This is a genomic window from Nostoc sp. C96 (assembly GCF_059384975.1).
Map to the genome: position 1 here is coordinate 3,712,979 of NZ_CM182020.1, position 12,734 is coordinate 3,725,712.

7 protein-coding genes and 1 tRNA gene are annotated in these 12,734 nt (G+C 41.7%); 1 reads left to right on the forward strand and 7 read right to left on the reverse strand.

The window, feature by feature from the left end; translation table 11 throughout:
• Window positions 1-258: 258 nt before the first annotated feature.
• The 3 genes from AC504W_RS15860 to argF form a co-directional block, all read right to left on the reverse strand.
• Window positions 259-1,734: a DNA phosphorothioation system restriction enzyme gene (locus AC504W_RS15860; RefSeq protein ID WP_494873258.1), complete on the reverse strand. Its 1,476-nt coding sequence runs from the start codon at window positions 1,732-1,734 to the stop codon at window positions 259-261.
• A gap of 98 nt (window positions 1,735-1,832) precedes the next feature.
• Complete coding sequence (gene lexA, locus AC504W_RS15865) at window positions 1,833-2,438, reverse strand: transcriptional repressor LexA (RefSeq protein WP_494873259.1); 606 nt, start codon at window positions 2,436-2,438, stop codon at window positions 1,833-1,835.
• A gap of 144 nt (window positions 2,439-2,582) precedes the next feature.
• Window positions 2,583-3,503 carry an ornithine carbamoyltransferase gene (gene argF, locus AC504W_RS15870; protein ID WP_494873260.1) on the reverse strand — a complete coding sequence of 307 codons (921 nt, stop codon included), beginning with the start codon at window positions 3,501-3,503 and terminating at the stop codon, window positions 2,583-2,585.
• Between the two features lie 564 nt (window positions 3,504-4,067).
• Here argF and AC504W_RS15875 point away from each other — a divergent pair.
• Window positions 4,068-4,139, forward strand: a tRNA-Thr gene (locus AC504W_RS15875).
• A 526-nt stretch (window positions 4,140-4,665) separates the two neighbouring features.
• Here AC504W_RS15875 and AC504W_RS15880 read toward each other — a convergent pair.
• The 4 genes from AC504W_RS15880 to AC504W_RS15895 all read right to left on the reverse strand — a co-directional run bounded on the left by AC504W_RS15880 (window position 4,666) and on the right by AC504W_RS15895 (window position 12,657).
• A complete protein-coding gene (locus AC504W_RS15880; protein ID WP_494873261.1) occupies window positions 4,666-5,967 on the reverse strand; it encodes a hybrid sensor histidine kinase/response regulator in 1,302 nt (433 codons plus the stop codon).
• Complete coding sequence (locus tag AC504W_RS15885; RefSeq protein WP_494879337.1) at window positions 5,964-8,792, reverse strand: CHASE2 domain-containing protein; 2,829 nt, start codon at window positions 8,790-8,792, stop codon at window positions 5,964-5,966. The genes AC504W_RS15880 and AC504W_RS15885 overlap by 4 nt, the downstream gene beginning before the upstream one ends.
• Window positions 8,793-8,915: 123 nt before the next feature.
• Window positions 8,916-9,899: a DUF928 domain-containing protein gene (locus AC504W_RS15890; protein ID WP_494873263.1), complete on the reverse strand. Its 984-nt coding sequence runs from the start codon at window positions 9,897-9,899 to the stop codon at window positions 8,916-8,918.
• 190 nt (window positions 9,900-10,089) lie between these two features.
• Window positions 10,090-12,657, reverse strand: coding sequence for a CHAT domain-containing protein (locus AC504W_RS15895; RefSeq protein ID WP_494873264.1), 2,568 nt, complete (start codon window positions 12,655-12,657; stop codon window positions 10,090-10,092).
• Between the last annotated feature and the right edge of the window lie 77 nt (window positions 12,658-12,734).

The following is a 12,734-nucleotide window of genomic DNA, read 5'->3' on the forward strand; positions in this document are numbered from 1 at the left end:
CTCCATTGTTCAACTTTTCAGTAATTTATATTAAAGTTATCTCAAAAGCCCAATTAGTAATAATTAAGCTCAAATATGACCATTTTTTAGCCATAAAGCTAATTTTACTTTCTGGACAGATTAATTTTTGATTTTAATGTTGACTATTATATACGCAAGTTAATAGATTTTTTATAATGTTGATTTTTAATACAAAAATAGAAGTTTTATTTCATCACCAGCAGTTGCCTTATAAGTATTCAGATTATCAATAGGCTATCAAATATCTAATAAACTGTAACGTTTTTGTAAATCTAATAGCTTCATCCTAGCTTCACCAGCATTATCGGCTAAATCAGCAAATTCTATAAACCGTCGCAATTCTTTTCTTAATAAGTTGCGTTCAACTTCTATGGTTTCCCTCTCTAAATCTGGTGGTAAAACAATCATGTCGTAGATAGTCGCACGTTCCTTACTCGGATGGGGACGTAAAACTCTGCCTCGGCGTTGAATAAATTGACGAGGATTTCCAGAACTCGATAAAATCACCGCAGTTTTAATGGCGGGAATATCAACCCCCTCATCTAAACAGCGAATGGCGACTAAACCTTGTAACTCACCATTTTCAAATTGACGACGTAAAACTTCTCTCTCGGCTAACGGCGTTTGGGCTGTGTAGGTACTAACTTTATAACCTAAATCTCCTCCCAAAATTTTCACAACGGCTTTGAGTTGTTGTAGAGATGAACGTCCCATTTCCAACGAACCATCACTACAATAAAAAAGTGTATGAGTAGTGTCGCGGCGTGTTGCCATTAATTGCCGTAAGGCGGATAATTTATTTGCGGCTGCACCAATTAATCTCGCCCGTTGCATTAATAAAGGTTTTAAATCTTCATTGTCTTCAAAATTGGGTGAATTTTCAGTTTTGCGTTCTCGATATAGTAGAGAACGTCCGATTTTTTTAGTTAACTTTAAATAGGCAATACTTTCTGTTTCCGTTAATTCCACCAAAATTGGATAATACAAATAATGTACCAAAGCTCCTTGAGCGATCGCATCCCGCAATGTAAACTCTGGTTGCAGCACCGGGCCGAAATAATCAAATAAAGATTGCGTACCGCTATCATCAAAATATCTTTCAGGCGTAGCAGATAAAGCTAATCGCAACCCAACCCGTCGAGGTAAGCTTTCTTCTAATTTTGGTGCGCCTAAATTATGGGCTTCATCACCAATAATTAACGTTTTCGGCGGTAAATACTTGAGTTGCGATTGGAAACCTTCACCAATTAATGTCGAGTTAGTAGTAATGATGGTGATAAAGCCTTGAGAACCAGAACGCAAATTGTAAAGTTGAGTAGAAAGTTGACTTTGCCAACTGCGGACATTCTCAAAGGCTAATATCGGTTGTAAATTAAACTTTTCGCATTCTCGCGCCCATTGAGTAACAAGATGGCGATAGGGACACACCACCAACAGCACTTGTAAGTTAATTTGCTGGTACAATTCACAAGCGATCGCCAGTGCAGTGATAGTCTTACCACTACCAGTCGCCATTTTTAGCGTACCTCTACCGTTGTTAGCAAACCAATTAGTGACAGCTTGATGCTGATACTGGCGCAATTGCAGAGATGACGGTATCCTCGGACATCCTGGTAGTGCTTGGTGATGGTACTTACCCTTATCTTCCCTAGCAAAAGGTATTCTTAGCCGGAAAGCAGGTATTTGCTGCACCGAATTTTGCGTTAGGTACATAAAAAATCAAAAACAAAGTTGGTGATGAACCCTAATACAAAGTCAAAAGTTAAAAGTAAAAATTTTTTCTTTTGCCTTTTGACTTTTGACTTTTACCTTCAGTTATATCCACGCCAAACGCCAACAAGAGAACCTTGAACCTGTACCTGCATAGCTAAAACTTCAATGGGGCTATACTTTTGGTTAGCAGGTTGGAGAGTGACGCGATCGCCATTGCGGTAAAAACGTTTTAATGTATTACCGTAACCATCCACCCTTGCTGCAACAATTGTGCCATTTTTTAACTGATCTGGTTCTAAGACTGGCCGTAAAAATACCACATCGCCATCAGCAATTAAATCTTCTATCATACTGTCGCCTGTCACCCGCAAAGCATAGGTTTGTGGCGGTAAAGAAAAGTTGCCAAAATCTAAATAATCTACAGCCTCCGTGTAAGGCTCAATTAAACCACCAGCCGCAATATTACCTAAAATAGGTACACCTTGTTTAACTGGATGCAAAACCCTGATTGTGCGGGCTTTACCTTCAGTCCATTCAATGTAGCCTTTATTTCGTAAATGTTCTAAGCGACTTTGAATAGGTGCTGGCGACTTCAAATTCATCCCTTGCATCATTTGCCGAATTGAAGGAGAATGTTGGTGCGTTCGGATATATTCTGCCAACCATTCATATAATTCTTGTTGCGCTTCTGTTAGTCTTTCCATAATAATTGTTGCAAGTAAATACAAATGTCCCTAGAACATTAGTACTACAAAAAAATCCAGATAACAAGGTGAAAGAAAAAAATAAAAGGCAAAAGAAAGAAAAAGTTTAATTCTTTTGCCTTTTATCTTTTTAACTGTTACTGTTCACTCAGCCCCCAAAATACTAGCCAGCAAAGCTTTTTGTGCGTGAAGACGATTTTCGGCCTGATCCCAAACTCGTGACTGAGAACCTTCAATTACTTCTTCAGTAATTTCTTCGCCGCGATGGGCTGGTAAACAATGTAAAACAATTGCATCTTGATCAGCCAAACTCAGCAGTTGTTCTGAAATTTGATAAGGTTGAAAAATTGGCATTCGGTCATCAGCTTCTTGTTCTTGACCCATACTTGCCCAAACATCAGTGTAAAGTACAGAAGCATCCTTAGCGGCTAATTCCGGGTCATGAGTCAGCATAACTTCAGTTTTACCACCCGCGATCGCCCTTGCTTGTTCTACAATTTTGGCATCTGGTTCAAATCCTTGGGGAGTAGCAACCCTGACATTCATCCCCGTCAAAGCGCAACCCAGCATCAAAGAATTCGCCACATTATTGCCATCACCAACATAAGTCAAAGTTAAACCAGCCAACTTCCCAAAACATTCTTGAATCGTCAATAAATCAGCCAATATCTGACAAGGATGTTCCGCATCAGTCAGCGCATTAATTACAGGAATTTTGGCATAATTAGCGAAAATTTCTAAATCCTGCTGGGCAAAAGTCCGAATAGCCAAAATATCCAAATATCGATCTAGTACCCGTGCTGTATCTTGAATTGGTTCGCCGCGACTCACTTGGGTAACATTAGGATGCAAATCGATTACCTGTCCACCCAGTTGATACATCGCCACAGTAAAACTCACACGCGTGCGAGTGGAAGCTTTAGAAAACAGCAAACCCAACACCCTATTACACCGCAACTTTAGCTGTTGAGATTTAAGCTTACCAGCCAATTCCAGAATTTCTTGAAGTTCCGTTGGACTGAAGTCCGCCAGACTTAATACATCTCGTCCGATTAACACTGCCATATTTTTGATTTGTAAAGAACAATTATCTTTGAAGGCAGGAGTTAGGGGGCAGGAGGCAGGAGGAAGGGTTTAAGACCTCCACTGAACGAAAGTTCAGTAGCTATTGTTCAGGAGGGTTCAGAATCCCCTTCTGCACAAAACCTGCTGCCTCCTGCCTTCTGCCTCTTGCCTCCTTCATCCATTGCTGTTTCTTTACCTAGCCGTGTCAAAAAAAATACAGTTTGCCACTGTATTCAATCTTTTTGCGTCCAGCCCAGGATTTTTAGTTAGCTTTTGCTATGAATATTAATTTATCAACTTTATCGGCAACTCAAGGATTTTTTTGTCTCGATTCTCAATAACTGTAGGGTGGGCAATCTCCGCAACGCAAAAATCAGATAAGAAGCGCATTTTCACCATTGCCTATCTGACTTTAATTGAAATAAAACCACTGCTGCAAGATGTAATTATTTAGGTTTAGGGACTAACCTTCCAGTCTCGAAGATCCAAGCTAATTTTTTTCGCAGCTTCCTCTAGACAAATATTTTGCTTATGCTATAATCAGAAATCGGTGAGCTTAATAATGCCAGCATAGCACAGTGGTAGTGCATCCGACTTGTAATCGGAAGGTCGCAGGTTCAAATCCAGCTGCTGGCTTTAACCTAAATTTATTTACATTTCATTGAGCTTGATACTTTTTCAATATCTCATGAAAGCGCAACTGAACTTGATTGCACACATCCAAGTTGAGTCATTTAGCATCAATAGGATTTACGCAAAACACCTCTCAAACTCTCATTTCTCCGTTACCTATGCGTAAGTCCTGATCAATATTCAGAGTTGACCTACGCAAACACATCGTCAACTATGGGATTTAGGAAAATTTATTGAACCTCAAGAACAGCGCATTGTCTACACCAATTTTGAGGATGAACTAAGACAGATTGTCGAGATTAATTACCAACTCAAAAAACTGGCTTCATTCCATTTTAGATTTTGGATTGGGAATTGCTTTCTGCGCCTGGGTTGTGTCAATCTATTTGTCTCAATCATTTGGTGAATTGGTATCAGACCTAAACAGTACCACGAAAAGCTAGTGGCTTGGCTTGATTTAATGGCTACTAAATAGTCTAAAAAAATATGATAGCAATAGTTGCTATGATTCCTAGCCAAGAGTGCAAAGCTAAATTGGTAGAGTAATCACAAACTTCGTTCCCTGACCAGAAATTGACGAGCAGCGGATGTGTCCATGATGTTTATCGACAATGATTTGGTAGCTAATCGCTAATCCTAGACCAGTTCCCTTACCCACAGGTTTAGTTGTAAAAGATGGCTCAAAAATTCTAGCTTGCACTTCCGGCGGCATACCTAAAGCATTATCTTCGATACAAATTGTCACTGTTTGTTGCTGCTCATCAACCGATGTAGTAATTGTGATTGTGTATTGACAAGGGGCTATCTTCTGTTTTGAGGCGTTTTGATGCAGGTCATCAAAGGCATCAATAGCATTAGCAATAATATTCATAAACACTTGATTCAGTTGTCCGGGATAGCAAGTAATTGGGGGTAACTCACTGTATTGCGTAACAACTTCGATTTTAGGGCGATCGCCTTGGTCTTTAAGGCGATGCTTTAATAGCATGATGGTACTATCAAGTCCTTCATGAATCTGAAACTTGATCTTAGATGAAATATCGGCACGAGCAAAGGTTCTCAAAGATAAGCTGATGTCTTTGAGACGATCAATTCCCTGGTGCATTGATAAGAGAAGTTTTGGTAAATCCTCAACTAAATACTCTAAGTCAATTTCTTCCATCAGTTCTTCCAGTTCGGGATCTGGATCTGGTAGCTTGTGCTGTTGCAGATTCACCAAACGAAAAAGATCCTTCACATATTGCTCAATATAAGCGCAATTGCCACTAATAAAACCAATTGGGTTATTAATTTCATGACCTATACCCGCAACAAGCTGTCCCAGAGTAGACATTTTCTCACTCTGGATTAATTGCAATTGGGTTTGTTGTAACTGTTGTATAGAATGGGTTAATTCCGCGGTACGTTCTTGCACCCGCTGTTCCAATGTGCGCGTCAGATGGGAGATTTTTAGATGTAACTTGAGTCGAGCAATGACTTCTTCTTGTTGAAAAGGTTTGGTAATGTAGTCAACTGCGCCAATTTCCAGTCCTTTCACTTTGTCTGTAGCATCAGACAAGGCAGTCATAAAAATGACAGGAATACTCTGAGTGATATCATTAGCTTTCAGCCTGCGACAAGTTTCAAATCCATCAAGACCTGGCATCATTACATCAAGGAGAATTAAATCGGGATGAGCGTATTCTGTTTGTTCAATCGCTGACTCGCCATCCGTCGCCATCAGTGCTTTCCAACCACATCCCTTAATCGCTTCAGATAGCACCTTCAGATTATTCGGATTATCGTCCACCAATAATATGTGCATTGGTTTCAAAAGAGCTTCAGTGATCATTGATGTGACTCCGTGGTGACAAATTTTTTCAGGAACTTACGGATTTTTGTGGTTTGGAAATTGGCAGTAAGTTTACCCAAGGTAGTCGCAAAAGGAGTGAACTGACTATCTTGTTTAATTAACTCTGTGATCATTGCCTCGATCGCGGGAATATCCCCCATCATTGCTAGATGATATAGTTGTTGCAAAATCTCCTGAGATGGCAAAGTCAATTCACTATTCTGCTCTATTGGCTCATTCTTGGCAGGTAACTGCTGAGATGGAGATGGGGCATAGATCCAGTCCACTTTGAGGAGCGATCGCACTGCATTTAATAGTTCATCAACTTGCAAAGGTTTGGGTAAGAATGCTGTTGCGCCAGCCTCTAAACTTCGTTGCTGATTTTCCTCGAACACTCTAGCACTAGAAACAATAATCGGAATCAAACGAGTGTGGGGATTTTCTTGTAATTGCACCATTAGCTCAAAACCATCCATGTTTGGCATCGCTAAATCAAGCACAATCATATCTGGCTGATACTCAGTTGCTACTTGTAACCCTTGTTTGCCGTCGATTGCTTCTAAAGTTCGACAGCCAATTTTTTGTAGCAGACTACTCAACAGAGAAAGGTGGTTGTGATCATCATCGACAATCAAAATTTTGGGCGTACGACCCCGAATCCCTATGATTTTCTGATCGCTGGCGGCAATAGTTCCCGTATTCCAGTCATGAGACGCTGGTACTGGTAGTGTTAAATCCAACCAAAATAGACTACCTTCTCCCAAGCTACTCTGTACTTGAATTTGGCTACCCATTAATGTGGCAATTCTTTGACTGATGGCTAATCCCAAACCTGTACCTTCAGATTTCCGTCCAGCTTCACCTACTTGCTCAAAGGCCAAAAAGATTTTCTCTAATTGGTCTGGTGACATCCCAATACCTGTATCTTCAATCTGGAAGCGAATCTTCTGATAACTTATTTCTTTAGTCTCATTGCTCACTTGAGAAGACTCTTGCTCAATCACATCTACTTTAAATGTGACGCTACCAGTGTCTGTAAATTTGATAGCGTTGCCCAGTAAGTTGATCAAAACTTGCCTTAGCCGCTTTTCATCTACTTGAATCACAACTGCTAAGGAATTGTCCATTAAAATATGAAATCCAATTCCTTTTTGTTCGGCTCGAATACTACAAATCTCAGTTACACTATGTAAAAAAGTGGGTAAATGTACGTTAGTTGTGACTAATTCTAATTTACGAGCTTCAATTTTCGAGAGATCTAGAATGTCATTGATCAGCGTCAGTAGGTGGATACCGCATTGATAAATAATGCTGACTCCCTCTCGATTTTTCTCAGTCAAGTTTGGCGATAGTTCTAGTACTTGGGCAAAACCCAGAATGCCATTTAACGGTGTGCGTAACTCATGACTCATATTGGCGAGAAACTCGCTCTTGGCCTCGTTAGCAGCATCAGCAGCCTGTTTGGCCTCCAGCAGTTCATGAGTTCGCTCTTCAACTTTGAATTCGAGAGTTTTGGAATAATCTAGGAGTTGAGAGTTGGCAATTTCTAATTGTCGATTCGCTTCTTCTAATTTCTGTTGTTTATAGGCATTAGTAGTGGCAATGACGCTACTAATGAATGCTGCTAACCCTGGAGTTACTGGAATTAGAATACCGTGCAGAAACATCCCGTAGCCACCACCCATCAAAGCACCACTGATACCTACAGTTGCCCACAGAATTTTCCCTCCTGGAATCTGGCGCTGGGTACGCACACTCGCTAAAAACCAACTACCACCAGAACCGATCAAAGACCACACAATAATCCAAAATGACGCTGTAATTCCAGAAACACCGTGGAGGTTGGCTTTGCCGGTTTTTGCGCCTTGGACTATTTGATGGGCAATATTGGCATGAATAATCACACCTGGTGTAGGTTTTTGGGCAGAAATCAAAGAAGAACTGAAAGGTGTGCTAAAAAAGTCATTGGTACTAGCAGCTGTTGACCCAATAAATACCATGCGATCGCGCATCATCTTTGCCGGAATTTTGCCTGCTAACACATCTCGCATAGCCACTGTGCGAAATGCCGCTTCTGAACCATACCAGTTGAGCAAAATTTGATAGCCACCAACATCAGCATCAGAATAACCCGCCTCTTGATTTTGGAGTGGTAGATAGATTTGCTTATTCAAACGAAACTTCTGTTGCTTTTCGTCAACGGATTCTAAGGAGATTTTGTCAACTTCCAGGTACTTGAGGGCGACAAGAGTTGCCAGTCCCGCTTTAACTTTTCCCTCTTGTTTGGCATCAGTCGAGGTAAGTAAGGCACGACGCACATGGCGATCGCCATCTAACACCAAATCGGCTAATCCTACTTGATCCAGTTTTTGCAATTCAGGTGGCGGATTAACACGCTCCCCAGTAATTTTCTCCACGCCAATTAAATTGGGAGTGTTACGAAAGATTTGGACAAGTTGTTCATGTCCTTTACCTTCGGGTAAATCTCGATAGATATCCAAGCCTATGGCGCGGGGTTGTTGCGCTCGGATCTTTTCTAGTAATTGTGCTAGTGATAAATCTGGAATGGGCCATTTACCAACTGATTGGATATCGCGTTCATCAATTGTCACAATAACAATTTCGTCAGCGATGATATTTTGCGAACACCCAATTAGGGCGCGTGCTTCGCACGCACGCTGTCGCATCCATTCATCACGAAGTTTCCACTCCGGCAAATTAAAAAGTCCCAATGACTGCCCAACAATAACTGTGAGAGCGACACTGGGAGTAATAATTAAAACACTGCGAGAGCGTTGGATGAAACCTTGGAATTTACGCCACATAATTTCGCCAGAGGCTTATAACATTGATTCGCATTCGTCAGCCATGACTCCACTAAATACTTGTCTGAGATTAGGTAATGGGGATTGGGGTCTTCTTAGTTATTAGTCCCCAGTCCCTAGTCCCTAATTAGTAGATGCTACTAAGGGAACTGTTGCAATATCCTTTAAGCTAACGGAGGACAGAAGTTCTTGCCATTGCTTAATCACGGTGACATTTTTAGGTTGGGTAGTATGCAGCCCAGCCATTGTGGCTACACAGTCATACCACACACCATTTTTACCTAAAGCAGTTGCTCGCTTCAGAGCATCTTCCTGCTGCATTGCTGTTGCCAGTTCAGCAGTAGGCTGGATACGCTCAATCCAACCATCAACGTAAGGTGTACTTGGGCTAAGTGTGCCATCCACTTTCAGCGCCAAGAACCATTGATAGTTTTTCCCCACCTCTAAAGCAGGTGCATCCGCTGGTAATTTGACTGCTATTACTCCAGCTTTCCCCACAACCGGAATGGTCATTTGATACTGTGTATTACCAGTTTCATTTTTGAGGCTAAACACGGCTTCTTCTGCATTAGAAGGAGGAAGGTAGACCAAAATTGTAGGGTGTCCGGAAATCGTTGTGCCATAGAAGCTTTCTGGTAGAAGGGCGATGAGCGCTGCCGGCCCAGTCGCTGCTACAGTCGAAGGATTCAAGTAGTAAGTACCAAGACGGGAAGCTCCTCCAGATGCCTGTTGAGGAGCGCTGTTATCTTTTTTAGGGGTAAAAAGATTGCCACGGGATGCGCCTCCAGATGCCTGTTGAGGAGCGCTGTTATCTTTTTTGGGAGTAAAGAGATTGCCACGGGATGCGCCTCCGGTTGCTTGTCTAGGCGCACTATTACTTTTATTTGGAGTAAAGACATTGCCGCGAGAAGCACCTCCAGTTGCTTGTCTAGGCGCACTATTACTTTTATTTGGGGTAAAGATACTGCCGCGAGAAGCACCTCCAGTTGCTTGTTTGGGTGCAGAATTTTTAACCGGTGGAGTAAATGTTATGGCAGATGCACTAGCACATGTACTGCTAACAATCAGAGCAATGATGCTCAATGTAGTTAGATGTCGATGTTTCATTATGTTTGACCTCATCTCATTAAGCAGTGATAGAAAATACATGAATAACCACTGTACAGACAACTCCTGAAAAGCTTCTAAACACTAGTTAAAGTAGGGAAGGTTACTAGCATTTATATCCGAATTTGGATGAAAAATCCATAAAATAAGTGTTTTGTTTCATCCGAAATTTCACAGTAATAGTACGTAATCAAGACCAGTTTCCTACCAAAACAAAGGCAGACCAAAAGAACGGATCGCGGAAATCAGTTTGGCGAATTAGGTTAATTTGTGCCTGTCGTAGTGCTTCAGCTTTTGTGATTTTGGGCTGCCGTAGTTGGTCATAGAAACGAGTCATGAGCATTTGGGCGGCTTTATCTTTAACTGGCCAAAGTGTGGCAATAGTGGAACGAGCGCCGGATTTCACTGCTAAACCTGCTAATCCCAGAGCAGCACGATCATCTCCACTAGCAGTATCACAGGCACTTAGTACTAATAATTCGATCGCCTTTGATGAGTTTCCACTACGATTTTTCAGGAGTTCGGACAATTCTTTCACATTCACTTGTCCATCCCACGTAAGTAGGAAAGTATCTTCGAGACGAGAACTAAATTGTCCGTGGGTTGCTAGATGGACAACATTAGCCTTATTAGATTTGATCTGATCGGCGAGGGCTTGACTGGTGAATTGCTGGTTGAGTAAGGCTGAAGATGGCACTTTTTGGGCGATTTGCTTCACTTCTGATTCCACTGCTGGTAAAGCACTAAAACCAGCACGAGATTCACTAATCCCACCGACAATCGCATCAATGTGATTTTGCTGGAGTGACCGAGCCGCCATCAGTTGCAATCCTGGTGAAAGTGCCACAGCATACTTCTCAATCAGATATTGATTACCGTCATATAAGGCTGCCATAGGAATGTTCCGCAATCGCCCATCTAACACAAATACCAATGTCTTAGTATCTTTGAAGGCTTGATCTGCTTCTGCTGGACGAATCAACCAATCATAAATCTGTCGGGATAATTGCTCCCGAACGGTTGAGTCGGAAACTGGGTTGAGAGCAACCAGGAACTTCTCTAGAGTTTGATCAATTTCCGCTTGAGATTTGTGAGTGGCGTAGTAACGTAGTGGTTTTCCGGCTTGAGAGAAAATTACGCCTAAGCGATCGCTTAAAATAATCGGATAAACAACTGTTGCTGTCGGGTCAACTTTATCAATTTGCTGGGCTTTATCCAAACAAGCTTCCCGGAAAAAGTTATCCAGTTCAGCAACTTGTAGTGATTCAATCAATTCTCGTGCTTGAGTTAATGCTGTCTGGCTAGGTTGGTCATCTAGCAGTAAACTCACTAGTTCTCGATAGACAGGCTCAACACTTTCCCGGAAGGAAAATTGCACATCAGGATTCACCGCCACCATATCCCCGCGCAATGCCTTTAATGACTTCACTGCTTCGGTATACGCTGTAATTGCTTGAGGGTGATTACCTTGTTGTTTATATAACTTGCCAACCTGCCATGCTGATTGAGAAATCAAATCATCTGCTTGAATTTCACGGGCAATATTCAGAGATTTCTCGGCTAGTTCCTGTGCCTGAGACCACTGTTTTTGGCGACTGTAGAGTTGCGCCCACTCATACAGCGCATAAGATTGAGCGCTACTATCCTGAATTTTTTGGGCAGACTGAACAGTGCTGGCCATCAGTTGTGCCAAATCTTGACTGGGTAAAACTTGCTCTGGGTTTTTTAAGCGATTCAATGTGGCGACAAAATTAATTGCTGCACCCAAGGAACTATGACTGGGCGGCAGTTCTGACAACTGTTGTCGTAATTGTGGTGCCAGGGGAATTGCATATTCCAGTTTGTCGTAATCTACTAATAATTTGAATCGAGCTAAACGCGCTTGTAAAGCTTCATTAGGATTTGTAGCTGTGGTTTCGGCATCTTCAAAGTAATTTAGGGCGGCTTCTGGGTCTTGCAAATCAGAAGCAACTTTCCCCAGACTGGCAAGAATAGAACTTAATTGAGTTTTAGCGGCAATTTGCTGGGCTGTGGCTAAACTTTGTTCTAATACTGGCTGAGTGTTGCGATCGCCAATGGCGTGTAAAGCTAAACCCAGCGATCGCAACCCACTAACTTTAATTTCGGAATCTGGCATTGCGACTAACTTCTGCCCTAACGCCTCTAATTGCTGTTTTGAACGACGGTAAAATCCCAAACTTTGTAAGGCTTGTGCTTGGTTGATTTGACTGCCTAAGCTGCCCATCTTATCCCCTGCTTGCTCATAATATTTTTGAGCTTGTCGCCAAATATCTAGGGCAGTTTCCGCTTTGCCAGTACGTAGTTGTAAATTTGCTTGAGTATTCAGTATTTGCGCCCAGATAATTGCATCTATAGAGGGTTGAGAAGTTTGCAAAATTTTTACACTTTGTTCGATAGATTGTTGGGCGACTTCCCATTGGTTGAGTTCTTGTTGTGCCAACGATAGGTAACTTAAACTTAAAGCTTCGTTCCGGCGATCGCCTTGGCTATGGTAATTTTGTACTGCCTTCTGCCACGCGTTCACCGCTTCTGTAAAGTTCCCTGAATGGTAAAGCTGTCGTCCTTGTTCTAGCCAATTTGTAGATTCCGTAGCGGATATATTGACATTGAGGCTATAAGGAGAATTTGTTGGTGCTTGTATAGATGCTTGAGCAGGTGTAATAGTAACTGCCAAATACAAACTCAAAAGACTCAGACTGATATATAGCCAACGACGTTTTTTAATTTGGAGATTCATACGTTAGTGACTAATGGGTTCAAAGTTGGTAGAGGAAAATTTGCAGCCTGAGAAATTTCTGGAGTACATTAAATCGA

Coding starts and splice junctions, on each gene's coding strand:
- AC504W_RS15880 (WP_494873261.1), bottom strand. CDS start 5,967: ATGATCACTGAAGCTCTTTTGAAACCAATGCACATATTATTGGTGGAC.
- AC504W_RS15860 (WP_494873258.1), bottom strand. CDS start 1,734: ATGTACCTAACGCAAAATTCGGTGCAGCAAATACCTGCTTTCCGGCTA.
- AC504W_RS15895 (WP_494873264.1), bottom strand. CDS start 12,657: ATGAATCTCCAAATTAAAAAACGTCGTTGGCTATATATCAGTCTGAGT.
- AC504W_RS15890 (WP_494873263.1), bottom strand. CDS start 9,899: ATGAAACATCGACATCTAACTACATTGAGCATCATTGCTCTGATTGTT.
- argF (WP_494873260.1), bottom strand. CDS start 3,503: ATGGCAGTGTTAATCGGACGAGATGTATTAAGTCTGGCGGACTTCAGT.
- AC504W_RS15885 (WP_494879337.1), bottom strand. CDS start 8,792: ATGTGGCGTAAATTCCAAGGTTTCATCCAACGCTCTCGCAGTGTTTTA.
- lexA (WP_494873259.1), bottom strand. CDS start 2,438: ATGGAAAGACTAACAGAAGCGCAACAAGAATTATATGAATGGTTGGCA.